Genomic DNA, 23,833 nt, shown 5'->3' on the forward strand with positions numbered 1-23,833 from the left:
GCGGGCGGGCTGCGCCTCAGACGAACGCGGCGCTGCCCGTGATCGCGCGTCCGACGATGAGCGTGTTCATCTCCCGGGTGCCCTCGTAGGAGTAGAGGGCCTCGGCATCGGCGAAGAACCGGGCGACCCCGTAGTCGAGGACGATGCCGTTGCCGCCCATCACCTCGCGGCACCAGGCGACCGTCTCGCGCATCCGCGCCGTCGTGTAGGCCTTCGCGAGTGCGGAGTGCTCGTCGCGCTGCTCGCCCGCGTCGAGCATCTCGGAGACCCGGGTGGCCAGGGCGATGCTCGCGGTGATGTTGCCGATGCTCTTCACCAGCAGGTCCTGCACCAGCTGGTGCCCGACCAGAGGCTTGCCGAACTGGACGCGCTCGCGGGCATAGCGCAGGGCGGCGTCGTAGGCGCCGATCGCGACGCCGATCGCCTGCCAGGCGACCTCGGCGCGGGTCAGCCGGAGGACCTTCGCCGTGCCGCGGAACGAGTTCGCGCCCTGCAGTCGCAGCGACTCCGGCACGCGGACGCCCTCGAGCACGATGTCGGCGTTCTGCACGGTGCGCAGGCTCTGCTTGCGGGCGATGGCCGTGGCGCGGTAGCCCGGGGTCGCGGTCGGGACGAGGAAGCCCTTCACCTGGCCGTCGGCGACGTCCTTCGCCCAGATCACGGTGACGTCGCTGAAGGTCGCGTTGCCGATCCAGCGCTTCTCGCCGTCGAGGATCCAGGTGTCGCCCTCGCGGCGGGCGGTGGTGCGCAGGCCCTGCGCGGAGTCGGAGCCGGAGTGCGGCTCCGTCAGGCCGAAGGCGCCGATCACCTCGCCCGAGGCGAGCTTCGGCAGCCACTCGGCCCGCTGCTCCTCGGAGCCGGCGACGCCGACCGTCCCCATCACCAGGCCGTTCTGCACGCCGACGTAGGTGGCGATGCTCGCGTCGACCCGGCCGAACTCGAGGGCGACCCAGCCGCGGAACACCGACGAGTTCTCGATCGTGCGCGTCTCGGGCCAGGAGAGGCCGATCACACCGGTGGCGTGGATCCCGGGGATGAGCTGGCGCGGGAACTCGGCGCGCTCCCAGTACTCGTCGGCGATCGGGCGGACCTGCTCCTCGAGGAACGCGCGGACGCCCACGAGGAGCTCCTTCTCGGCGGGGGTGAGCCGCGACTCGAAGCCGTAGAAGTCGGCGTTGAGCAGTTCGAAGGTCGTGCTGTCCATGGTTCATCGCTCCATCGCTCGGGCGCGCAGCGACTCGGCCCGCAGGAGCGGCGGCGGTGCGGCTCCCACCAGCGTACGAAGGGGGTGCCCGGGCGGCGCGGACGCTGGCGATCGGCGCCAAGCGGCGGCCGCTCCTCCGGGGCCGCTCTTGTAGATCCTGCTAGCGTCGGGCCCGGCCCGCCCCGGCAGGATCCGGACGGTGCCGTCTCGCACACCGCTCCCGGAACGGAAGGCCCTCGCCGTGTTCATCCCGATCGGCAACACCCCCCGCGACTACGCCTGGGGCTCGCTCACCGGCATCTCGGACGCCCTCGGCACCGCGCCGTCCGGCCGACCCGAGGCGGAGCTGTGGCTGGGGGCGCACCCGGGCTCGCCGGCCCGCATCCTCGACCCCGCCTCCGTCGGCGCGTCGACCCTCGCCGAGTGGATCGCCCGCGAGCCCGAGACGGCGCTCGCCGGAGTCGCCGGCTCGGTCGACCCCGTGTCCGGTGCGCCGCGGCTGCCGTTCCTGCTGAAGATCCTCGCGGCGGGCGCACCGCTCTCGCTCCAGGCCCACCCGTCGTCAGCGACGGCGCAGCGCCGGTTCGTCGAGGAGGACGAGGCCGGCGTCCCGCGCGACGCGGCGGAGCGCAACTACAAGGACCCGTTCCACAAGCCGGAGCTGATCTACGCGCTCACCGGGAGCTTCGACGCGCTCTGCGGCTTCCGCGAGCTCGACGGCACCCGGGCGCTGCTGGCCGAGCTGGCCGGTCGCGCCGCGGGGGAGGAAGCGGCGGCGATCACGCGCTTCGCCGCGGAGCTCGAGGGCGAGCCGACGGTCGTGCTCCGCCGGGCGGTCTCCTGGCTGCTCGCGGACGGCGACCGCGCGGAGGTCGCGGCGCTGATCGCCGCGGTGGTGGGAGCGTCGGAGGGCGAGGACCGCCTCGAGACGGCGACGGTGCGCTCGCTCGCCGAGGCCTACCCGGGCGACCCGGGCGTCGTGCTCTCGCTGCTGCTCAACCGCGTGCGGCTCGCCCGCGGCGAGGTGCTCTACCTGCCCGCCGGCAACATCCACGCGTATCTCGCGGGCACCGGGGTCGAGCTGATGGCCGCCTCCGACAACGTGCTGCGCGGCGGGCTCACGCCCAAGCACATCGACGTGCCCGAGCTGGTCAGCGTGCTCGAGTTCTCGCCGCTGCCGGTGCCGTACCTGCCGGCCGAGGAGCCCGCGCCCGGGCTGCGGGTCTACCGGCCGGACGTGCCGGACTTCCTGCTCGCCGTCGTCGAGCCGACCTCGGACGAGCCGGTGCGCGTCGAGCTCGACGGACCGGCCATCGCGATCGCCACCGACGGCGCGTTCACCGTGCACGGCGCCCAGGGCTCGGTCGAGGTCGAGCGCGGCGGCAGCATGTACGTGACGCCGTCGGAGCGCGCCCTCTCTGTCACCGGCCGCGGCACCCTCTTCGTCGCCACCGTCTGACCGAGGGCCCTTCGCTCCGTCGTTCTTGCGGGGGGTGGATCTCGATACGCCCGCTGCGCGGGCTACTCGATCAGCATGGACGGCCGTCCTGCCCATGCTGGTCGAGCAGCCCGCAGGGCGCACCATGCCGGTCGAGCAGCGCGCAGCGCGTCTCGGGACCCACCGCCATCGGGTCGGCGGGTCCCGGCGCGGCTCAGGAGGCGGCCGCGGCCGCCGACGCGAAGGTGCGGCGGTAGGCCGCCGGCGTCGTCTGCAGCACGCGGGCGAAGTGGTGGCGGAGGACGGCAGCGGTGCCGAAGCCGACGCGGGTGGCGATCGCCTCGAGGGTCAGGTCGGACTCCTCCAGCAGCTGCTGGGCGCGCAGGAGCCGCTGACGGTTGAGCCAGGCCAGCGGCGTGGTGCCCAGGTCGGCGCGGAAGCGGCGGGCGAAGGTGCGCGGCGACATCAGCGCTCGCCGGGCGAGCAGGTCGACGCTGAGCTCCTCGTCGAGGTGGCGCAGCATCCACTCGGTGACGTCGGCGAGCGAGTCCGCGCGTGCCTCCGGGATCGGCGTCGGGATGAACTGCGCCTGGCCGCCGTGGCGCTGCGGCGGCACCACCATGCGGCGCGCGACGACGTTCGCGGCCGCGGCGCCGAGCTCCTCGCGGACGACGTGCAGGCACGCGTCGATCCCGGCCGCGGTCCCGGCGCCCGTGACGATCCGGCCCTCCTGCACGAACAGGACGTCCGGGTCGACCTCGACCGCCGGGTGGCGCCGGGCGAGCTCGTCGGCGTGCATCCAGTGCGTCGTCGCCCGTCGCCCGTCGAGCAGTCCCGCCTCGGCCAGCACGAAGGCGCCGCTGCAGACGCTCACGATCCACGCCCCGCGCTCGTGGGCGCGGCGCAGCAGGGCGAGCACGCGATCGTCGGCGGGGCCGATCGGGTGCGCCGGCACGGCGATCAGGTCGGCGTCCTCGGCCGCCTCGAGGCCGTCGGCGACCATCAGCTCGAAGCCGAGCGAGGTGCGCACCGGCCCCGGATCCGCGGTCGCGATGCGGAAGTCGAACACCGGCCCGCCGTGGTCGCGCCGGTCGATCCCGAACACCTCGCAGACCACGCCGAACTCGAACGGGGCGACCCCGGGCAGGGCGAGGACGGCGACGGAGTGGAGCACGGCGGCAGGATATCGCGACACCACGAGATCCCGCCACCGGGCCCGCGCCACCCCGCCGCTAGGGTTGCGTCGGTGCGCGCGCGGCGCCCGTCATCGAGGAGGATCCACATGGCATGGCTGGTCACCGGGGGAGCCGGGTACATCGGAGCGCACGTGGTGCGCGCGTTCGCCGAGCAGGGCATCGACCCCGTCGTCCTCGACGATCTGTCGTCCGGCCACGAGGGCTTCGTCCCCGAGGGCGTGCCGTTCCACCGCGGCTCGATCCTCGACGAGGCGCTGCTGGACGAGGTCTTCGCGCAGCACGACATCGAGGGCGTCGTGCACGTCGCCGGCTTCAAGTACGCGGGAGTCTCGGTGCAGCGCCCGCTGCACACCTACGAGCAGAACGTCACCGGCACGATGCGCGTGCTCGCCGCGATGGAGCGCGCCGGCGTCCGCTCGATCGTCTTCTCCTCCAGCGCCGCGGTGTACGGCGCGGTCGACGTCGAGCTCGTCACCGAGAGCACCCCCAAGAGCCCCGAGTCGCCCTACGGCGAGTCGAAGCTGATCGGCGAGTGGCTGCTGGCCGACGCCGGCCGCGCGCACGGGGTGCGCCACGCCTCGCTCCGCTACTTCAACGTGGTCGGCTCCGGCTACCCGGACGTCTACGACACCAGCCCGCACAACCTCTTCCCGCTGGTGTTCGAGGCGCTGCTGGCCGGCCGGACGCCGCGCATCAACGGCGACGACTACCCCACTCCGGACGGCACCTGCGTCCGCGACTACATCCACGTCGCCGATCTCGCGCTCGCGCACGTCGCGGCGGCGCAGCGCCTGGCCGCCGGCGAGCCGATCGAGCCCGTCTACAACCTCGGCAGCGGGTCCGGCGCCTCGGTCGGCGAGATCATGACCGCGATCGCCGACAGCACCGGCATCGACTTCACCCCGGAGGTCGCCCCGCGCCGCCCGGGCGACCCGCCCCGCATCGTCGCGTCGGGCGAGACGGCGGCCCGCGACCTCGGCTGGGAGATGCGCCACACCGTCGCCGAGATGGTGGAGAGCGCCTGGCGCGCCCGGAGCACCGCGGGGTCCTGACGCCGGCCGGGAGCTTCGACACGGTCGCGACACGCCGGTGTGTCGTGAACCCTCCACGGCGGGTTGAGGGTTTATGGTCCGCGACTTGACCTCAGCGAATGACACCGGTGTAATTACTGAGGCGGCCCACCCTCCGGGAGGAGCCGGTCGCCGATCATGTTCGCGGGCGGGGTAGGAGACGGTATGGCGATTCCCGACAGCGTCTCTGGCAGCGACAGAGGCTTCGGAAACGACAGAGGCTTCGGAAACGACGCGGGCCCCGGCAGCGACCGGGCCTCCGGCATGAGCGCGGTCCCCGAGGACTGGTTCGTCGATCCCGTCCGCCTCGGCGTCCCCGGCGTCCGCCAGGGCATCGACTCGGGCAGCGAGGCGCCCGGCGGCGCCCTCTCCTGGCAGGTCGACTCGCTCTGCGCGCAGACCGACCCGGAGGCGTTCTTCCCCGAGAAGGGCGGATCCACGCGCGACGCGAAGAAGATCTGCACCTCCTGCGAGGTCCGGGCGCAGTGCCTCGAGTACGCGCTCGAGAACGACGAGCGCTTCGGCATCTGGGGCGGCCTCTCCGAGCGCGAGCGCCGCAAGCTGCGCCGCCGGGCGTGACGACCGCCGCTCACCGGAGGCGGCGAGCCGCCGCGGGGCGCCCCGCGCCCATCGCTTAGGGTGGTCCGCGATGTATCCCCGAGTAACCGCCGTCCTGGTCGCCCACAACGGCGCGGCCTACCTGGAACGCACCCTCGCGGCGCTGCGGGCCCAGACCCGACAGCCCGATGCGACCGTGTTCGTCGACGGCGGATCGAAGGACGCGACCGGGCAGCTCCTCTCCGGCTGGGGTCCGACCCAGTTCGTCCAGGTCGCCGAGAACCTCCCGTTCGGCCAGGCCGTCGCCCGCGCCGTGCGCGTCATGCAGGCGCCGACGGGGGAGGACGAGTGGCTGTGGCTGCTCGCCGCCGACTCCGCTCCTGAGCCGGGTGCGCTCGCCGCGCTCCTCGGCGCGGTCGAGGTCGCGCCCTCCGTCGCGGTCGCCGGACCGAAGGTCATGGACTGGACCCGCTCCGGCTACATCCGCAGCTACGGCGAGTCGATCACCAACTACGGCACCACCGTCCACCTCGTCGAGGACGAGCTCGACCAGGGCCAGCACGACGCCACGCCCGACGTGCTGGCCGTCGCCGCCGGCGGCATGCTCGTGCGGCACGCGCTCTGGGAGGAGCTGGGCGGCTTCGACCCCGGGCTGCCCGTGGTCGACGACGCCCTCGACTTCTCGATCCGCACCCGCCTCGCCGGACACCGGGTCAGCCGCGTCCCCGACGCGCGGGTCACCACCGCGCGCATCGGCCTCCAGCGCCCCGACGGCCGCCGGATCGACAGCGGGGAGCGCCGCCGCGCCCGCCAGCACCGCACCGCGCAGCTGCACCGCCGCCTCGCCTACGCCCCGGTGGCGCTGCTCGTCCTGCACTGGCTCTCGCTCGTGCCGCTCGCCGTCGGCCGTGCGGCCGTCCGGCTCCTGCGCAAGCAGCCCGGCCTCGTCGGCGGCGAGCTGCTCGCGGCCTTCGTCGTCGCGTTCGGCGGCACCAAGGTCTTCCACGCCAGGCGCGTCCTCCGCTCGTCGAAGAACGTCGGCTGGAAGGCCATCGCGCCGCTGCGCATCCCGCTCGACGTGGTCCGCCAGCTCCGCTCGGTCCGGCACGACGCCGTCCGGGTGCAGGCCAGCCGCGAGCGGCACCCGCTGCACTTCTTCCAGGCCGGCGGAGTCTGGATCGTCCTGGTCGCCGCGATCGCCGGGCTGATCGTCTACGCGCGCCTGCTCGCCGCCACCGCCATGGGCGGCGGCGGTCTGCTCACCCTCTCGCCGTCGGTCGGCGAGCTGTGGCGGAACGCCGCGTACGGCTGGCGCGACCTCGGCTCCGGCTTCATCGGCGCGGCGGACCCGTTCGCCGCGGTGCTCGCCGTCCTCGGCTCGCTCACCTTCTGGGCGCCGAGCTTCTCGATCGTCCTCCTCTACCTCACGGCTCTGCCGCTCGCGACGATGGGCGCGTGGATGATGATTGCCCGCCTCACCGCGCGGCCGATCGCCCGCGGCGCCGGAGCCTTCGTCTACCTGCTCGCGCCGGCCTTCTTCGCCGCCCAGTCCGAGGGCCGCCCGGCCGCGATCCTGGTGCACGTCCTGCTGCCCTGGCTCTTCTTCGCCGGCTTCGGCGCCTACCGCTCCTGGTCGTCCTCGGCGACCGCGTCGATCCTCGCGGCGGCGGTCGTCGCCTGCGCGCCGGTGCTCGCCGTGCCGCTCGCGCTGATCTGGATCGTCGTGCTGGCCACCTCGGGGCGCCGGATCGGGCGCTTCGCCGGACTGCCGATCCCGGCCCTCGCCCTGCTCTTCCCGATCATCGTCGCGCACGCCCAGCGCGGCGACTGGTTCGCGATCCTCGCCGACCCCGGTGTGCCGCTGCCCTCCGCCAGGGCGGACTTCTTCTCGCTCCTCGCAGGGTTCCCGTCCGGCGTCACGACCGGGTGGCTCGAGTTCCTCGGCGGTCTCGGCATCCCCGCGTCGGCGGCGGGTCTCGCGACCGCGGTGCTCGTGCTGCCCCTGGTGATCTCCGCACTCGCGGCGCTGCTGCTCCCGAACAACCTGTCCGCCCTGGGCGGGGTGGGCGTGGCCGCCGCCGGCCTGCTGACCGCGGCACTCGCACAGGGCATCCAGGTCGTGACCACCGGGTCCGAGGCGGTCGCCGTCTGGAGCGGCACGGGCCTCAGCCTGTACTGGCTCGGCCTGGTCGTCGGCTTCTCGCTCTCGGTCGCCGCGCTGCCGTCCTACCGGGTCGTCCCCGCGCTGGTCGTGACCGCCGCCGCCGTCGTGGCGGTCGCTCCGCTGGCGGTGCTGTTCCCGACGGGCGGCGGGACCGTGACGACCGCCGGCTCCGACCGCTCGCTGCCGGCCTACGTCGCCGCCGAGGCGCAGAACGAGCCGCGGGTGGGCACGATCGTGCTCGTCCCGCAGTCGGACGGCGGGATCCTCGCGCGCCTCGAGCGCGGCGCGGGAGCGACCCTCGACCAGCAGTCGACCCTCGCCGCGACCGGCACCGAGCAGACCGACGCCATCGACGAGCTGGCCGGCAACCTCGTCTCGCGCACCGGCTACGACATCGGCGCGGCCCTGCAGGACCTCGGCGTCCGCTTCGTCGTGCTCGCCCCGCCGACCAGCACCGACGCCGGTGACGCGGCCTCGGCCGTCAGCGCCCGCGCCGCGGTCTCGCTCGACGGCAACGCCGCGTTCTCCGCCGTCGGCGACACCCAGTACGGCCTGCTCTGGACCGCGGTCGACACCGAGGGCACCCGGATCGACGCGGCGCCGCAGGGCGTCGTCGGCCCCTTCGGCGTGGCTTACACGATCGCGCTGCTGATCGTGTTCCTGGTCGCCTTCCTGCTGGCCGTCCCGACCGGCCTCTCGCTCGAGCGCTCCCGCTCGGGAGCCGCCGTCGCGGGGATCGACGACGAGCCCGGCGAGGCCACCGGCCAGTTCGACGACGGGACCGACGATGCCTGACCGGTCGAACCCCGGATCCGCGACACCTGACCCCGCCGACCAGGAGAAGCGCATGTCGCAGTCCCCGTCCCGCCCCTCCCGCGCCGACCGGCGTGCCGAGCGCGGCGCCTCGAAGTCCGCTCCGGCGAAGCCGACGGGCGCCCGCGACCGGACCGTCTCGGCCGCCCGCCACCGCCGGACCGTGCTCCGCAGTGCCGCCGGCGCCGCGGGACTGGCCCTGGCCGTCGCCGCGGTCGTGCTGCCGCAGATCCTGCCGACACCGCTGGCGACCGTCGCCGCCGACGGCGTGGTCGTCACGCCGGTGGCGGCGGACGGCACCCTCGTCTGCGCGGGCAGCCTGATCGACGCGAGCGACCCCGAGGAACTCCGCGCCCTCGACGACTCGGGCACCTCGCTCTGGCCGCGGGACGCGACCGGCGACCAGTCGGTCCTGGACGAGGCCGACGTGGCCGCCCCGGGCACCGGCATCACCCGGCTCGCCGTCCCCGCCGAGTCCGACCCGACGCCCGGCGGCGTGACGACGCAGTCGATCGCCACCGAGCAGCTCTCCGGCCTCTCGGCGCTCGGCTGCGCGGAGCCCTCGGCCGACAGCTGGCTCGTCGCCGGATCGACCGACGTCGGCCGGACCTCGGTGCTCGTCCTCGCCAACGCCAGCGAGGTCGCGGCCACCGTGGACCTCTCGCTCTACGGCGAGAACGGCGTCGTCCCGGCGACCGGCGCCACCGGCATCGTCGTCCCGGCCGGCACCGTCCGCGCACTCCCGCTCGCCGGGCTCGCTCCCGACGTGGTCCAGCCGGTCGTGCGGATGACCGCACGCGGCGGCGAGATCGCGGCGAGCATCCAGAGCAGCGCCATCTCCGGCCTGACGCCGCAGGGCGTCGAGACGACCGGCCCCGCGGCGACGCCGGCCACACTCACCGTGATCTCCGGCTTCACCGTCGCGACGCCCCCGGCGGACACGGCGGGCGACGACGGCACGGGCGGCGAGGGCACTCCCGTCCTGCGGATCCTCGCGCCCGGCGAGGCGGACAGCACCGTCTCGATCGAGGTCGCCAACGAGGACCCGAGCGGCATCGGCACCTCGACGCAGGTGGTGGTCCCGGCCGGCCGCGTCGGCGAGGTCCCCCTCTCCGGCCTGGCGGACGGCTCCTACCGCGTCACGCTCACCTCGGACCAGCCCGTCGTGGCGGCCGGGCGCACGACGTCGACCGGCGCCGCCGGGACGGACTTCGCCTGGTTCGTCTCCGGGACCGCGACCGACGTTCCCTTCGGCGTCGGCAACACCGGTGAGGCGGGGGCCGTGCTGCACCTCGCGAACGGCAGCGACACCTCGGCGTCGGTGCAGCTCGAGTCGGAGGCCGGCAGCCGCACGCTCGACATCGGTCCGTTCGCCTCGGTGTCGGCCGAGCTCGGCGTCGACGCCGTCGTCGTCACCAGCGATCAGCCGGTGCAGGCGTCGGTCTCGATCGCGAGCGAGGGGCGGATCGCGGGCTACGCGATCGTGCCGCCCGGGCCGCTGTCCTCGCCGGTCACCGTCTACTCGCACTGAGCGGTCGGCGTCTCGGAGGCGCCGCTCGGCTCAGTGGTGCCGGAAGCTCAGTGGTGCCGGACGCTCAGTGGTGCCGGAACCGGTCCGGGGAGATGTCCCACGGGTCGCGGCCGAGGAGCTCGGCGACCGCGCGGAAGACGTAGCTCTCGATCATCATCCGCTGGTGCCACTCGTCGCGGCGGTGCAGCTTCGCCAGCCGCTCGATCGGCACGCGGTACAGCGTGATGCGCCGCGCGGCGTGGTCGACCCGCCAGCGCGCGATACCCGTGCCCTCGAGCCGGGCCGGGTCGACGTCGGGCGTGGAGGCGAGCTCCACCCGGATCCCCGCCAGCTCGTCCGGCCAGGCGTCGCGGAGATAGTCGAAGGCCGACCCGATGGTCGTCTCGAAGAAGTCCGCCCGGGTCTGCAGCGGCGGCAGGTGCGGGCCGGTGACGGCACCGCGGATGCCCCGGCCGTGCCGGTCGCGCGAGCCGCCGCGCACCGAGCTCGACTGACGAGCGGTGGAACGGCGTGCGCGGGGCATTGGACCAGCTTATGGCCCCGCGGCCTCTTGCTACTGTGGCGCGATGGACCGACGGCAGTGCTCGCGCACCGGGTGCAGCCTCCCCGCGGTCGTGACCCTCACCTACGACTACCGGGACTCGCTCGTCGCGGTCGGGCCGCTCAGCCCGCAGCCCGATCCGCACGGCTACGACCTGTGCGCCGAGCACGACCGGCGGCTGCTGGTGCCCCGGGGCTGGGAGACCGTGCGCTACCTCGAGCCGCCGTCGGCCTGAGCGTCCGGGGGAGCCGGAGCGCTCGGTGCAGCCCGAGTTCCCCGCCGAGCCCGTGGGGCCTCGCGCACCGGGAAGCCGCGCGGCGCGTCCGCGAGCACCGGTGCGAGCCGGCTCATCCGCCGGTCGACGAGCTCCAGCGCCCGCTCCTCGCGGCGTCGGCGCAGCGCGGCGACGGCGAGCAGGAAGTCCTCGGCGGGTGCGGCCGGGAGCGGTGAGACGAACGCGGCGGCCTCCTGCGCCAGCGACCGGGCGAGCTGCGAGCGCGAGGGCTCGGTCATCCCGGAGCGCTGGCGGAGGAACTGCGCGAGCCGGCGCGCCAGGGCGTCGGGCAGCCGGGCCACGTCGGCGGTCGCCGCCCAGCCGGTGAGCGGCGCCGGGATCTCGACGACGAGCGGGGGCGCGGCCGGTACCCGCTCGAGCTGGCTGTGCGTGCCGGCGAGCACGTCGCCGAGCCGGCGCGAGCGGCGCGAGAGCAGGCCCACCACCGCGGCCAGCCCACCTGCTGTCATCACGATCTCGAGCACGCCGGTGAGACCCCGGACGAGGGCGTGGCGGAAGCCGATCGCGCCTCCGTCGTCGCGGACGACCCGGGCGCCGACGGCGAGCTTGCCGAGCGAGCGCCCCCGCGTCGCGGTCTCGACGGCGACGGGCACCAGCACGATCGAGACCACCAGGGCGGCGATCGCGACGGCGGCCGAGGCGGCGGCGTCGAGCCCGCCGTCGCTCGCGAGGACGGCGACGAGGTAGAACAGACCGAAGGCGAGCAGGAACTCCGCGACGAGGTCGATGATCGCGCCGGCGGCCCGCAGGACGAACGAGGTGACGGGGATCTCGAGGGCGATCGCCTCGCCGGTGACCAGGCCCGCCGTGTCGAAGCCGGCGCTGTCGAGGCGGGCGTCGTCGCGGTCGTCGGACATGCAGCAGCTCCCTCGATCGTCGGCCCCGGCTATCATCTCAGCAGATGGACATCGATGCTCTCTCGGCCGCGCGCGGCGGCCAGTGGACCCGCCTGGACGAGCTCGCGCGCAAGCGCCGGCTGACCGGCGGCGAGGCCGACGAGCTCGTGGAGCGCTACCAGTCCGCCTCCGCCGATCTCGCCGCGATCTCCTCGACCGCGGGGTCGACCGCTGTCGGCACGCGCCTCGCCGTCTCGCTCTCGCGGGCGCGGGGCCGCCTGACCGGGACGCGCGAGGATCCGCTCGCCGCGGTCGCCCGCTTCGCCGTCGTCTCGTTCCCCGCCGCGCTGTACCGGATCCGCTGGCTGACCCTGGCCGTCGCGCTGGCGACCGTGCTGGTCGCCGGCCTCTTCGCGGTCTGGATCCTCGGCGACCCGCGCCTGCTCGCCGCGCTCGGCGACGACGAGCAGCTGCGCCGCTTCGCGCAGGAGGACTTCGTCGACTACTACTCGGAGAACCCGGCCGCGTCCTTCGCCGGTCAGGTGTGGACCAACAACGCCTGGATCGCGGCGCAGTGCGTCGCCTTCGGCATCGTCGGCGTCTACGTGCCGTACATCCTGCTGCAGAACGCGCAGAACCTCGGCACCTCGGTCGCCGTGATGTTCCACGTCGGCGAGGGCGACACCTTCTTCCTCTACATCCTCCCGCACGGCCTGCTCGAGCTGACGGCGGTCTTCGTCGCCGCGGCGGCCGGGCTGCGGATCTTCTGGGCCTGGATCGCGCCCGGGCCGCGCACCCGGGGGCAGGCGCTCGCGGAGGACGCGCGGAGCCTGTTCACGGTCGCGATCGGGCTGGTCTTCGTGCTGCTCGTCTCGGGCGTGATCGAGGGCTTCGTGACGCCGGCGCCGTGGCCGTGGTGGCTGAAGATCGGCATCGGCGCGCTCGCGCTCGGCGGCTTCATCGCCTACTTCCTGGTGCTCGGCGGCCGGGCCGTGCGCGCGGGGGAGACGGGCGACCTCGGCCGCTTCGACGCCGGTTCGCGGAGCATCAGCGAGGGCTGAGCGCGAGGTCCGGGCTCAGAGCCGGCCGGTGGCCTTCAGCGCGAGGTAGCGGTCGGCGAGGGCGGGCGGCAGCTTCTCCGGCGAGGCGAGCACCACGTCGCCGCCGAGCCGCCGCACGGCGGCCGCCAGCCGGTCCGCGTCGGCGAGCGAGCGCTCCGCCGCCGCGGCCGCGTAGACCGCACCGCGGTCGCCGCGGTCCGCGGCCATCCGGGCCAGCTCGGGGTCGATCGCGCAGGCGACGACCACGGTGTGCTGCCTCGTGAGCTGGGGGAGCACCGCGAGCAGCCCCTCCGATGCGCCGACGGAGTCGAGCGCCGTGAGCAGCACGACGAGCGAGCGCTGCGAGACCAGGGTGCGAACCTGGCCCGGCACGGCCGACCAGTCGGTCTCGATCAGCTGCGGCTGCACTGGGGCGAGCGCGTCGACGACGCGGCTCAGCACCTCCGTGCCGGTCGCGCCGTGCACGCGGGCGCGCCGGGCGCGGTCGAAGGCGAGGACGTCGATGCGGTCGCCGGCCGAGGCGGCCAGCGCCGACAGCAGCAGCGACGCCTCGATCGCCGTGTCCAGGCGCGGCTCGTCGTCGATGCGGGCGGCGGAGGTGCGGCCGGTGTCGAGCACGAGCACCACCCGCCGGTCGCGCTCGGGTCGCCAGGTGCGGACGACGGGCTCGCGGCGCCGGGCGGTGGCCCGCCAGTCGAGCGAGCGGACGTCGTCGCCGCGGACGTACTCGCGCAGGCTGTCGAACTCGGTGCCCTGACCGCGGATCATCACGCTGGTGCGCCCCTCCAGCTCGCGCAGGCGGGCGAGGCGCGAGGGCAGGTGGCGGCGGGAGCGGAACGGCGGCAGCACCCGGACGACAGCGGGCGCCGCGAGGGTCGCCTGCCGGCCGGCCAGCCCGAGGACGCCGTTCGAGCGGATCGTCGCGTGCAGCGCCCGGCGCTCTCCGCGGCGGCGCGGCTCGAGGACCGTGCGGACCGCGCGGCGCTCGCCCGGCGGCAGCCGCAGCGGCGAGCGGGTCGCGAGAGCCCCGGCGGAGGGCTCCCAGGCGTCGCGGACCACGCCGGTGATCCGGCGCCGTCCCGTGTTCGTGATCAGCAGCGTCGCCTCCGCGCGCTCGCCGAGGCGCACCCGGTCGGGGGTCCGCCGCTCGAGCACGACCGCGCGCGCGGAGCCGGCCACCGCGAGGTCGACGCCCACCAGGATCAGCCAGACCAGCAGCCAGAGCCCGAGCACGGCGAAGGCGACCTCGGCCCGGCGTCCGAGCAGGACGACCGGCACGAGGCCGACGAGGAGGACGAGGACGGAGCGTCCGGTGAGGTGCACGGCTCAGACCGGGACGCGGACCTGCTGCAGAATGCCGCCGAGGACGGCCTCCGTGCGCACGCCCTCGAGCTCCGCCTCGGGCTGGAGCTGCATCCGGTGCCGCAGCACGGGCAGGACCATCGCCTGGACGTGGTCCGGGGTGATCGAGCCGTAGCCGTTCAGCCAGGCCCAGGCGCGGCTCGCCGCGAGCAGCGCCGTCGATCCGCGGGGGCTGACGCCGAGCTTCACACTCGGGCTCTCGCGGGTCGCGCGGGCGAGGTCGACGATGTAGCCGAGCACGTCCGGGCCGGCGCCGACGCGGCGGACGGAGGCCTGGGCCGCCCGCAGCCGCCCCGCGTCCAGCACCGGGTGGACCCCCGCGGCGGCGAGGTCGCGCGGGTCGAAGCCGGCCGCATGCCGCGAGAGCACCTCGACCTCGACGTCCCGTGGCGGCACGTCGAGCACCAGCTTGAGCAGGAAGCGGTCGAGCTGCGCCTCGGGGAGCAGGTACGTCCCCTCGTACTCGACCGGGTTCTGCGTCGCCGCGACGAGGAACGGGTCGGGGAGGCGGAGCGTGCGGCCGTCGACGCTGACCTGGCGCTCCTCCATCGCCTCGAGCAGGGCGGCCTGCGTCTTCGGCGGCGTGCGGTTGATCTCGTCCGCGAGCAGCAGGTTCGTGAAGACCGGGCCCTCGCGGAAGGCGAAGCCCGAGGTGGAGGCGTCGTAGACGAGCGAGCCGGTGATGTCACCGGGCATCAGATCGGGGGTGAACTGCACGCGCCGGGTGTCCAGGCCCAGCGAGACCGAGAGCGCGCGCACGAGCAGCGTCTTCGCGACGCCCGGCACGCCCTCGAGCAGCACGTGCCCGCCGGCGAGCAGGGCGATCAGCAGCCCGGAGACGGCGCCGTCCTGGCCGACGACGGCGCGGCCAACCTCGGAGCGGACGCGGTCGAGCTCGCGGCGGAGCTCGTCGTCCGCGATCGGGGGGGGGGAGGAGTCGCTCATCGGAGGGGGCCTTCCGGTCGTTCGTGGTCGGGCTGATCGTGGTCGAGGCGGTCGCGCGCGGGGCGCCCGGTGCCGGCTCCTGCGGTGCCCGGTCCTGCGGTGCCGGCCGCGGCGGTGCCCGTGCGGGGTGCGCGGGCGGCGCGGAGCGCGCTCTCGAAGCGCAGGAGCTCGTCGGAGGCGGCCACGAGTGCGGTGTCGTCGGCCGGCTCGTCGTCGACGAGGAGCCGGCGCACGGCGCGCGGATCGTGCTCGAGCAGGGCCGCGGCCGCCGCGACGACCTCGTCCACTCCGCTCGACGGGGGCAGGCCGAGCAGGGCGGCGGAGCGGTGCAGCGTGCCGATCCGCAGGGCGTCCAGCGCGCGCACCCGGGTGGCGCCGTGGGCGTAGAGGCGGGCCCGGCCGCGGGCGGTCTCGCTCGCGTGCACGACGACGGGCAGCGGCTCGACGGCGAGCGGGCCGAAGCGCCGCCCGCGCCAGACGGCGGAGGCGACGAACACCCCGACGAGCAGCAGCAGCGCCGGCGTGACCCAGCCCGGCGCGAGATCGGCCGGGTCGACGGCGGCGGAGGTCGCGTCGGCCGCGCCGGCGCGGTACCAGACCAGGCGGTCCTCGCCGCCGAGGAGGCCCAGCGCGAGGGCGGCGCGTCCCTCCTCGGCGACGGTGCCGTTGCGCAGGAGGTCGGCGTCGCCGACGGCGATCACGTCGGGGCCGCCGGCCGGGGAGTCGGCGACGAGCGCGAAGGCGTCGTCACCGGACGGGAAGCAGCCCGCGGCGCCGCCCTCGAGGACGCGGAAGGTGCTGCCGCCCGCGGGGATCCCCGCGGCGCGCTCCGCGGCGGGCAGCGCGCAGGAGGCGGCGAGGACGCCGTCCTCCTGCGGCGCGCCGGCGAAGGCGACGCCGGGCAGCAGCGCGTCGAGGGCCGCACCGGACGGCTCGACGAGGACGACCGCGGCGGGGTCCTCGGCGAGCCGGGCGTACTGCTCCTCGTCCAGGGCCGAGCCCGGATCGTCGATCAGCAGCGTGCTGCCCGGGCCGACCGCGCGCAGGGCCTCGTCGAGCGAGTCGGCGCGGACGACGTCGACGCCCTGCTCGCGCAGGACCTGGGCGACCGCGCGGGCGCCGTCCGGTGCCGCGCTGTCGACGTCGAGGTCGGCGGCGGGCACCGGGGAGCCGGTCGCCACGGTCAGCAGGACCGTGCCGACGACGACGATCGCCGCCAGGAGCGCCCAGATGCGTCCCCGGCGCAGCAGCGCGCCGAGCGTGGGGGAGGAGACGGTGTCGACGGGAGCGTCCGACGCCGGCGGAGCAGCGGGCGCGGTCATCGCAGCGCCTCGAGCGGGACCGGCGCGGCCGCGAGCGCGCGGTCGAGCTCGGCGACCCGCTCGCAGTCCTCGCGCCCGCAGGGCAGGCCGAGGTAGCGGACCCGGTCGAAGGCGTCCGCCGAGCGCCGGAGGGCGTCGGCCGAGGCGGGGAAGACGGCGGCGGCCCGGCGGGAGAAGCCGTGAGCGGTGGTGCCGGGCGAGACGGTGAGGATCGTGCGCTCGTCCAGGGCGCGCACCAGGGCGCGGAACCGCTCCACCAGCGCCTCGTCCCAGTCGCCCCGGGCGGCCGCCGCCTCGGCGAGGGCGCGCAGCTCCGCGGCCGAGCGGCCGTCGTCGTCGGCGAGGACCGCCCCGGTCACGCGACTGCGCTGCCGCAGTCGCGGCCGTCCCGCGAGGACGAGGGCGACCACGACGAGCACCACCAGCACGAGCACGCCGATCAGCGCCGCGAGCGGCACGCCGACGCCGTCGCCCGGCAGGGTGAGCGAGGTGAACCAGTCGCGCACGGCCTGCACCAGGCGGTCGAACCAGTTCGGCTCGGCGGCGCGGTAGCGCGGGTCGGCGAGCTCCTCGAGGAGCAGGCGGCGGGCCTCCTGCGCATCGGGGTCGAGCGGCGCCGTGGCGAGCGCGAGGCGGATCACGGCGCGGTCCGCTCCGGAGCGGGGAAGGGATCGAGGGACTCGCGCCCGGCCGCGCGCTCCTCGACGTGCCGCATCAGCACGAGGTCGAAGCCCTCGCGCCGGATCCGGCGATCGAGGTAGACGAGCCCGGTGACCGCCGACTGCAGCACCGTGCCCACCGCGCCGACGACGAGGCCGACGGCGACCGAGAGCAGCGCGACGACGATCGACGCGACCACCTGCGCGTTCGGATCGGTCGGCGCGACCAGCGCCCCGCCGATCGGGATCAGCAGGCTGAACGGCGTCGAGACGACCTGCCCGGCCGCCTGGATGATCACCGCCATCAGCGCGAGCGCGCCGAACGTCCGCCAGAACCCGCCGGTGACGAGCCGCCAGGAGCGCGCGACCGCCCGGCGCAGCGGGAGCCGCTCGAGCACCAGAAGGCTCGGCACCAGCGCGAGCTTCGTCGCGAGCCAGACGCCCACCGCGGTCGCGGCGAGGCCGGCCAGCACGAGCACCAGGATCCCGCCGACGACCGCACTGGCCCCCGCGTCCTGGGCGCCGAGGAGGAAGAGCGGCACCGAGAGCGCCGCCGCGGCGAGGACCAGCACCAGGACGCCGACGCCCTGCAGCACGGTCCAGCCCACCAGCGCCCAGAAGCGGCCGCGGAGCCGCCGGAGCAGCGCGCGCAGCGTCGGCCGCTCGCCGAGGACGGCGCGCGACACCTCGAGCACGACGACGCCCTGCACGAGCGCGCCGGTGGCCAGGGTGACGGCGAGCGGGATCAGCGCCGCGAGCACGACGATCGCCAGCGACCCCGACGCGACGGCGTCCCGATCGGCGACCTCGGCCTGGGTGATCCGGCCGACCGCGAGAAGGGCGACGGCGCCGTAGAGCACGAGGGCGAGCAGCGAGCCGAGGCCCTGCACGAGCAGCGCGACGCCGAGGGTGGTGCGCGGGCTGCGGCGGAGGACCGCGAAGGGCGCGCCGAGCAGGGTGCCGAAGCCGAGCGGCCGCAGCGGGATCAGTCCGGGCTTGGGCGGGGGAGTCCAGCCCTGCGGCGGGAACGGGCCGGCGGGACCCGCGGTCGGAGACCAGGACACGGGCGCGACCGGTGCGACAGGGGCGACGCGCGGCCGCGCGTGGTCGCCCTCCGGAGCCCCGGCGGGCGGTGGCCACTGAGCTGCGTCGGTCATCCCTCCCATGCTGTCACAGCCGCGCTCGGCCCTCGCGGTCGGGCGCGGCCGTGCTCCCACTCGCGTCGGTTAGCCTGACCCCATGAGCGCGCGAATCCTGGTGGTCGACGACGATGCGGCCCTGGCCGAGATGATCGGCATCGTCCTGCGCGCGGAGGACTGGGACGTCTCCTTCTGCGCCGACGGCACGGGCGCCCTCGAGGCCTTCCGGCGGGCCCGGCCGGACCTCGTCCTGCTCGACCTGATGCTGCCCGGGATCGACGGCATCGAGGTCTGCCGCCGGATCCGCGCCGAGTCCGGCGTCCCGATCATCATGCTGACCGCCAAGTCCGACACCTCCGACGTCGTGCAGGGCCTCGAGTCCGGCGCGGACGACTACATGGTCAAGCCGTTCGACCCGAAGGAGCTGGTCGCGCGGATCAAGACGCGCCTGCGCCCCTCCCAGGTCGCCGCCAACGCCGTCCTGCAGGTCGGCGACCTCAGCCTCGACGTCGCCGGGCACGAGGTCCGCCGCGGTGAGACCCGCATCGGCCTGACACCGCTCGAGTTCGACCTCCTCCTCGCCCTCGCCTCGAAGCCGCAGCAGGTGTTCACCCGCGAGATGCTGCTGGAGCAGGTCTGGGGCTACCACTACAAGGCCGACACCCGGCTCGTGAACGTCCACGTGCAGCGCCTGCGCGCGAAGGTCGAGAAGGACCCGGACGATCCGCGCATCGTGATGACCGTGCGCGGCGTCGGCTACCGCGCCGGCTCCGTGCTGCCGAGCTGACGTGAGCCTCGCGCGCCGCTTCCGGGCGCCGGCGCTGCGGCGCTGGCCGCGGAGGGTGCTCCGGGCCTGGCGGAGCTCGCTGCAGTTCCGCGCCGTCGCCATCACCGTGCTGCTCAGCGGCATCGCGATCGGCTCGACGGGCGCCTACCTCTCCTACAGCATCAGCGACAACCTGTTCCAGTCGCGGCTCGACCAGGTCACCGGCGACACCTCGCGCGCCACCCGCGCCGCGCAGGGCTACCTCGACGCGGCGACGGTCTCGACCCGGCAGGACATGGAGGAGGTCATGAACTCGGTGCGCACCGCGGTGCGCGACGCCTCCTCCTCCGCCCTGATCGCGGTCGTGCGCGCGCCCGATCAGGAGGCGTCCTCGCTCGCCCCGCAGGACAGCTACAACCGCGAGCTGCAGAACGGCGTCATCAGCGACGACCTGCGCGCGCGGGTGCAGGCCGGCGCCGACGGCCAGTACTGGCAGTCGGTGAGCCTCGGCGCCTCGGGCCAGCAGCTCCCGGGCATCGTCGTCGGCTCGACGATCGAGCTGCCGAGCTCCGCGGGGCGCTACGAGCTCTACATCGGCTACTCGCTCGCGGACGCGGAGCGCACGCTGCAGTTCGTGCAGCAGGTCCTCAACATCGCCGGCATCCTGCTGATCCTCCTGATCGGCGCGGTCAGCTGGGTCGTCGTCCGGATCGTGGTCGCGCCCGTGCGGGTGGCGGCGGAGACCAGCCAGCGCCTCGCCGCGGGCGACTTCGACGTGCGCATCCCGGAGAGGGGACAGGACGTGATCGCCACCCTCGCCCGCTCGTTCAACGGGATGGCCGACAGCCTCCAGGAGCAGATCAGCGAGCTCGCCACGCTCAGCCGGGTGCAGCAGCGCTTCGTCTCCGACGTCTCGCACGAGCTGCGCACCCCGCTGACCACGATGAAGCTCGCCGGCGACGTGCTCTACGACCAGCGCGAGGGCTTCCCGCCGGTCGCCGAGCGCACCGTCGAGCTGCTGCACGGCCAGATCGGCCGCTTCGAGAGCCTCCTCGCCGATCTGCTGGAGATCTCCCGCCACGACGCCGGCTCGGCCGAGCTGGAGCTGGAGCCGGTGAACCTGGTGCGGCTGGCCGGCGAGGAGATCGAGGGGATGCGCGGGATCGCCGAGGCGAACGGCTCGCGGCTCACGCTCTCCGCCCCCGGCGGCTACTTCGACGCCGAGATGGACGCCCGCCGCATCCGCCGCATCGTGCGCAACCTGCTCGGCAACGCCGTCGAGCACGGCGACGGCCGCGAGATCGTGGTCACGGTCGACAGCAACGCCACCGCGGTGGCGCTCGCCGTCCGCGACTACGGTCACGGCATGAGCTCCGAGGAGGTGGTCCGCGTCTTCGACCGCTTCTGGCGCGCCGATCCGTCCCGCCGCCGCACCCTCGGCGGCACCGGCCTCGGCCTCTCCATCGCGCAGGAGGACACCGCGCTGCACCACGGCTGGCTGCAGGTCTGGTCGATGCCCGGCCGCGGCGCGTGCTTCCGGCTCACGGTCCCGCGTCGGCGCGGCGAGCGGATCGACGCCTCCCCGCTGCCGCTGCCGCCCGTGGACGCGGGCGAGCAGGCCTACTCCGGCCCCATCGTCCTGCCGCCGCTGCCGCTCGGCGGCGTGCCCGAGCACGGGGTCGTCCAGTGAGGCGCGTGCGCTCCGCGGTCGCCGCGGTGCTGCTGCTGGCCGCCCTCGCCGGCTGCGCGGGCATCCCGCGCGGCGGCGATGTCGGCGTCGGCCGCCCGGACACGGCGCCGCAGGACCTGCAGTACGACTTCCTCCCCTCCGGCCCCGCCGAGGGCGCCGACCAGTTCGAGATCCTCACCGGCTTCATCGACGCGGCGTCGAGCCCGCAGAACAACTACAAGATCGCCCGCGAGTTCCTCTCCACCGGAGCCGACTGGACGCCGGGCGAGCACGTCACCGTCGACGAGGGCCAGCGCTCCTCGACCCAGCCCGGCGCGTCGACGCTCTCGCTCACCATCACCCCCGTGGCCGAGGTCGACGCCACCGGCGTCTACTCCGAGGTCGCGACGACCACCGCGCTGGAGCTGGACTACGGCTTCGTCCAGGAGAACGGCGAATGGCGGATCAGCTCTCCGCCCAGCGGCGTCGTCATCGACCGGACCACCTTCGAGCAGGTCTTCTCCACCTACGCGCTCTACTTCTTCGACCCGAGCTACTCCTACCTGGTGCCGGATCTGCGCTGGTTCGCCTCGCGCGCGGACAGCTCGACCAGCACCACGATCGTCACCGAGCTGCTGCGCGGGCCGACGCCGTGGCTCCGCGACTCGTCCGCCGTCGTCTCGGCCTTCCCGACCGGGACGGCGCTCGCCGCCGAGACGGTGCCGGTCGAGGCGCAGCGGGCCGTCGTCGACCTGAACTCGGCGGCGCTCGAGGCCGACGAGCGGCAGTGGCGCCGGATGGCGCTGCAGCTCGGCAGGAGCCTGGCCAACGTCTCGAACGTCACCGGGGTCTCGCTCTCGGTGCAGCAGAACCCGATCGAGATCCCGACCGAGGTGACCGGGCTGCCGACCTCGCCGCGGGTGGACACCCGGCCGCTGGTGCTGACCGACGGCGACTTCGGCTTCCTCGGCTCCTCGGGACTCGCCGAGACGGCCGTCTCGGACCGGATCGCGGCGCTCTCGCCGCGGGCCGCGGTGCTGGGCGAGCAGCGGGGCGCCGACTCGAGCGCCTCGGCGGCCGTCCTCACCTCGGCCGGCGTCTCGCTGCTCACCCCCGGCGTCGACGACGTGCTGCTCGACGCCCGGAGCGGCCTCGCAGCCCCCGGCATGGACCCCTTCGGCTACGTCTGGTCGGTGCCCACGGCGGCGCCGGGCCAGCTGGTCGCCTACTCCTCCGACGGCTCCCGGTCGCTGCAGGTCGCGACCGCCTGGCCGGAGATCGAGTCGATCGCCTCGTTCGCGCTGTCTCGGGACGGCACGCGGATGCTCGCCTTCGCGCAGGACGGGCAGCAGGCGACCGTGCTCGTCGCCGGGGTCACCCGCTCGGTCAACGGCGATCCGATCGCGATCGGCGAGCCGGTCGTGCTGCGCTCGACCCTCGGCACGGCGGTCGCCGCCGCCTGGACGGACGAGCTCGACGTCGTCTCGGTCGTCCGCGGCTCCACCGGCGAGGACACGGTGACGATGAACCAGCTCGGCGGAGGGGACACCCCGCTGGGGACGACCACCGGGACCGTGCAGATCGCGGCCGGCAACGCCTCGACGCAGATCCGCATCCTCGCCGAGGGCGGCGAGCTGCGCCAGCAGCGCGGCTCGGCGTGGCAGACGGTCGCGACAGGCATCGAGCTCCTCGCGACGCAGACCGGCATGGGGTCCTGAACCCGGGCACACTCGCCCGATGCTGCGCGATCATCTCCTCGACGCCCTCGCCGTTCTGCTGCCGGTCGACTGCCCGGCCTGCGGGCGGCCGGCGACCCGGGTGCCCTGCCCGGACTGCGCAGCGGAGCTCGCCGCGCAGGCGCGACCGGACGTCCGCCGCCTGGGGTCCGACGACGACCCGCTCGAGGTGCGCGTCGGCGCGGAGTACGCCGGGACGGTGCGGCGGCTCGTCCTCGCGCTGAAGGCGGAGGGGCGGGTGGCCGCAGCGCGACCGCTCGGCGCGCTGCTGCGACCCGTGCTGCTCCAGGCGCTCGACGGCGCTCCGGCGCTGCTGGTCGCACCGCCCGGCTCGCGCCTGCGGCACCTGCGGCGCGGCTTCGACCCCGTCGACCTGCTGGTGCGCGCGGCGGGCGGGCGCCTCGCCCGGCCGCTCACGAGGACCCGGCTCGCGCTCGACCAGGTCGGCCTCGCCCGGGCGGAGCGGCGTGCGAACCTCGACGGCGCGTTCCGCGCCAGGCGTCCGCTCGACGGCGAACGGATCCTGCTGGTGGACGACGTGGTCACCTCGGGGGCGACCCTGCTCGAGCTGCGCCGGGCCGTCCGCGCGGGCGGGGGAGACGTGGCGGGGGCGGCCGCGCTCGCCGGGACCCCCGGCGGCCGCAGCGCGACTTCCTGATGAACTCCCGAGGACGATCCGGTGACCGCGGGTCTACGCTCGGGGGACGGCGTGAACGGTCCGCCCGGAGAAAGGCGGCACGCCGTACTCGACTGGGAGGTTGTCATGGACATCGACATCACAGGCCGCAACATGGGCATCACCGATCGCTTCCGCGCCTACGCGACGGAGAAGTCGGAGAAGATCGCCCATCTCGCCGACCGGGCGCTCGCGCTCGAGATCAAGGCGAGCCGTCACAGCGAGGGCAAGGGCGCCGCCGGCGGCGACCGGGTCGAGCTCACGCTCATCGGCAAGGGGCCCGTGGTGCGGGCCGAGGCGAGCGGAGCCGACAAGTACGCGGCCTTCGACGTCGCCCTCGGGCGCCTGCTCGAACGGGTGCGTCGAGCCAAGGACCGCAAGAAGGTGCATCGCGGTCAGCATCGGCCGACCTCGCTGCGCGACGCGGCGGCCGACGACTTCAGCGTCGTCGCGATCCAGCCGGCGGACGCCGAGGTGCTCGAGCGCCTGAGCACGGGCGTGATCCCCGTTCAGGAGGAGCCGGCCCCGGAGCCGGTCGCCGCGGACGAGGACGACGCGGAGGAGCCGTACTGCCCCGTCGTCATCCGCAAGAAGGTCTTCCCCTCCGTCTCGATGAGCGTCGACGACGCCGTCGACTACATGGAGCTGGTCGGCCACGACTTCTACCTCTTCATCGACGCGGACACCGACCGCCCGAGCGTCGTCTACCGACGCAAGGGCTGGGACTACGGCGTGATCGGCCTCGGCGACGAGGCGGACGCGCAGCCCGAGGCCGCCGCGGTCTGACCCGGGAGCCCCCCGGAGGTCCGCCTCCGGGGGGTTCTTCGCGCCCTGTCGGACCGCGCACAGCCC

Annotated in this window: 21 protein-coding genes; 12 read left to right on the forward strand and 9 right to left on the reverse strand. The window is 74.9% G+C overall.

Annotated features, from left to right (window positions below):
- Positions 1 to 16: 16 nt before the first annotated feature.
- A complete protein-coding gene (locus MT350_RS03590) occupies positions 17 to 1,204 on the reverse strand; it encodes an acyl-CoA dehydrogenase family protein (RefSeq protein ID WP_243598856.1) in 1,188 nt (395 codons plus the stop codon).
- A gap of 199 nt (positions 1,205 to 1,403) precedes the next feature.
- On the opposite strand from MT350_RS03590, the gene manA reads away from it, so the two are divergent.
- Positions 1,404 to 2,663 (forward strand): mannose-6-phosphate isomerase, class I, encoded by a 1,260-nt coding sequence (gene manA, locus MT350_RS03595; RefSeq protein WP_243598857.1) that lies wholly within the window; start codon positions 1,404 to 1,406, stop codon positions 2,661 to 2,663.
- Positions 2,664 to 2,856: 193 nt separating this feature from the next.
- Here manA and MT350_RS03600 read toward each other — a convergent pair whose 3' ends face one another.
- Positions 2,857 to 3,816, reverse strand: coding sequence for a GlxA family transcriptional regulator (locus MT350_RS03600; RefSeq protein ID WP_243598858.1), 960 nt, complete (start codon positions 3,814 to 3,816; stop codon positions 2,857 to 2,859).
- A 108-nt stretch (positions 3,817 to 3,924) separates the two neighbouring features.
- On the opposite strand from MT350_RS03600, the gene galE reads away from it, so the two are divergent.
- From galE to MT350_RS03620, 4 genes are all read left to right on the forward strand, one after another.
- Entirely contained in the window at positions 3,925 to 4,890 is a 966-nt protein-coding gene (gene galE / locus MT350_RS03605; RefSeq protein ID WP_243598859.1) for a UDP-glucose 4-epimerase GalE, read from the forward strand.
- 282 nt (positions 4,891 to 5,172) lie between these two features.
- Positions 5,173 to 5,487 (forward strand): WhiB family transcriptional regulator, encoded by a 315-nt coding sequence (locus MT350_RS03610; protein WP_123444423.1) that lies wholly within the window; start codon positions 5,173 to 5,175, stop codon positions 5,485 to 5,487.
- A 70-nt stretch (positions 5,488 to 5,557) separates the two neighbouring features.
- On the forward strand, positions 5,558 to 8,425 hold the full coding sequence (locus tag MT350_RS03615) for a glycosyltransferase family 2 protein (protein ID WP_243598860.1): 2,868 nt from the start codon (positions 5,558 to 5,560) through the stop codon (positions 8,423 to 8,425).
- Between the two features lie 52 nt (positions 8,426 to 8,477).
- Positions 8,478 to 9,974 carry a DUF5719 family protein gene (locus tag MT350_RS03620; RefSeq protein ID WP_243598861.1) on the forward strand — a complete coding sequence of 499 codons (1,497 nt, stop codon included), beginning with the start codon at positions 8,478 to 8,480 and terminating at the stop codon, positions 9,972 to 9,974.
- A gap of 64 nt (positions 9,975 to 10,038) precedes the next feature.
- Here the strand turns inward: MT350_RS03620 and MT350_RS03625 are convergent, their stop codons facing one another.
- Positions 10,039 to 10,497, reverse strand: a complete 459-nt coding sequence (locus tag MT350_RS03625) for a metallopeptidase family protein (protein ID WP_123734335.1) — start codon at positions 10,495 to 10,497, stop codon at positions 10,039 to 10,041.
- Between the two features lie 43 nt (positions 10,498 to 10,540).
- On the opposite strand from MT350_RS03625, the gene MT350_RS03630 reads away from it, so the two are divergent.
- Positions 10,541 to 10,750, forward strand: coding sequence for a DUF3499 family protein (locus MT350_RS03630; RefSeq protein ID WP_123444386.1), 210 nt, complete (start codon positions 10,541 to 10,543; stop codon positions 10,748 to 10,750).
- Here the strand turns inward: MT350_RS03630 and MT350_RS03635 are convergent.
- Positions 10,726 to 11,667 carry an RDD family protein gene (locus tag MT350_RS03635; protein ID WP_243598862.1) on the reverse strand — a complete coding sequence of 314 codons (942 nt, stop codon included), beginning with the start codon at positions 11,665 to 11,667 and terminating at the stop codon, positions 10,726 to 10,728. The genes MT350_RS03630 and MT350_RS03635 overlap by 25 nt on opposite strands.
- Positions 11,668 to 11,711: 44 nt before the next feature.
- Between MT350_RS03635 and MT350_RS03640 the strand changes: the two genes are divergently transcribed.
- On the forward strand, positions 11,712 to 12,707 hold the full coding sequence (locus tag MT350_RS03640) for a stage II sporulation protein M (protein WP_133963414.1): 996 nt from the start codon (positions 11,712 to 11,714) through the stop codon (positions 12,705 to 12,707).
- A 15-nt stretch (positions 12,708 to 12,722) separates the two neighbouring features.
- On the opposite strand, the gene MT350_RS03645 is transcribed toward MT350_RS03640, so the two are convergent.
- From MT350_RS03645 to MT350_RS03665, 5 genes are read right to left on the reverse strand one after another with little or no spacing between them, the layout of a single operon-like run.
- Complete coding sequence (locus MT350_RS03645; protein ID WP_123735247.1) at positions 12,723 to 14,030, reverse strand: DUF58 domain-containing protein; 1,308 nt, start codon at positions 14,028 to 14,030, stop codon at positions 12,723 to 12,725.
- Between the two features lie 3 nt (positions 14,031 to 14,033).
- On the reverse strand, positions 14,034 to 15,014 hold the full coding sequence (locus MT350_RS03650) for a MoxR family ATPase (protein ID WP_243615404.1): 981 nt from the start codon (positions 15,012 to 15,014) through the stop codon (positions 14,034 to 14,036).
- Entirely contained in the window at positions 15,011 to 16,336 is a 1,326-nt protein-coding gene (locus tag MT350_RS03655; RefSeq protein ID WP_243598863.1) for a DUF4350 domain-containing protein, read from the reverse strand. The genes MT350_RS03650 and MT350_RS03655 overlap by 4 nt, the downstream gene beginning before the upstream one ends.
- The gene (locus MT350_RS03660; protein WP_243598864.1) at positions 16,333 to 16,977 is read right to left on the reverse strand and encodes a DUF4129 domain-containing protein; all 645 of its coding nucleotides are present in this window, start codon (positions 16,975 to 16,977) and stop codon (positions 16,333 to 16,335) included. The genes MT350_RS03655 and MT350_RS03660 overlap by 4 nt, the downstream gene beginning before the upstream one ends.
- Entirely contained in the window at positions 16,974 to 18,152 is a 1,179-nt protein-coding gene (locus tag MT350_RS03665) for a hypothetical protein (protein ID WP_243598865.1), read from the reverse strand. Before MT350_RS03665 ends, MT350_RS03660 begins: the two co-directional genes overlap by 4 nt.
- Positions 18,153 to 18,234: 82 nt before the next feature.
- On the opposite strand from MT350_RS03665, the gene mtrA reads away from it, so the two are divergent.
- From mtrA to hpf, 5 genes are all read left to right on the forward strand, one after another.
- Complete coding sequence (gene mtrA / locus MT350_RS03670) at positions 18,235 to 18,921, forward strand: MtrAB system response regulator MtrA (RefSeq protein ID WP_123444394.1); 687 nt, start codon at positions 18,235 to 18,237, stop codon at positions 18,919 to 18,921.
- Between the two features lies 1 nt (position 18,922).
- Positions 18,923 to 20,590, forward strand: coding sequence for an MtrAB system histidine kinase MtrB (gene mtrB, locus MT350_RS03675; protein WP_132435837.1), 1,668 nt, complete (start codon positions 18,923 to 18,925; stop codon positions 20,588 to 20,590).
- A gap of 5 nt (positions 20,591 to 20,595) precedes the next feature.
- Positions 20,596 to 22,287, forward strand: a complete 1,692-nt coding sequence (locus MT350_RS03680; RefSeq protein WP_243598866.1) for a GerMN domain-containing protein — start codon at positions 20,596 to 20,598, stop codon at positions 22,285 to 22,287.
- A gap of 19 nt (positions 22,288 to 22,306) precedes the next feature.
- A complete protein-coding gene (locus MT350_RS03685) occupies positions 22,307 to 22,963 on the forward strand; it encodes a ComF family protein (protein ID WP_243598867.1) in 657 nt (218 codons plus the stop codon).
- A 105-nt stretch (positions 22,964 to 23,068) separates the two neighbouring features.
- Complete coding sequence (gene hpf, locus MT350_RS03690) at positions 23,069 to 23,767, forward strand: ribosome hibernation-promoting factor, HPF/YfiA family (protein ID WP_123444397.1); 699 nt, start codon at positions 23,069 to 23,071, stop codon at positions 23,765 to 23,767.
- Positions 23,768 to 23,833: the final 66 nt, after the last annotated feature.

Origin of the sequence: Rathayibacter sp. VKM Ac-2928 (genome assembly GCF_022815545.1) — a bacterium.
Taxonomy (GTDB): Bacteria; Actinomycetota; Actinomycetes; order Actinomycetales; family Microbacteriaceae; genus Rathayibacter; species Rathayibacter festucae.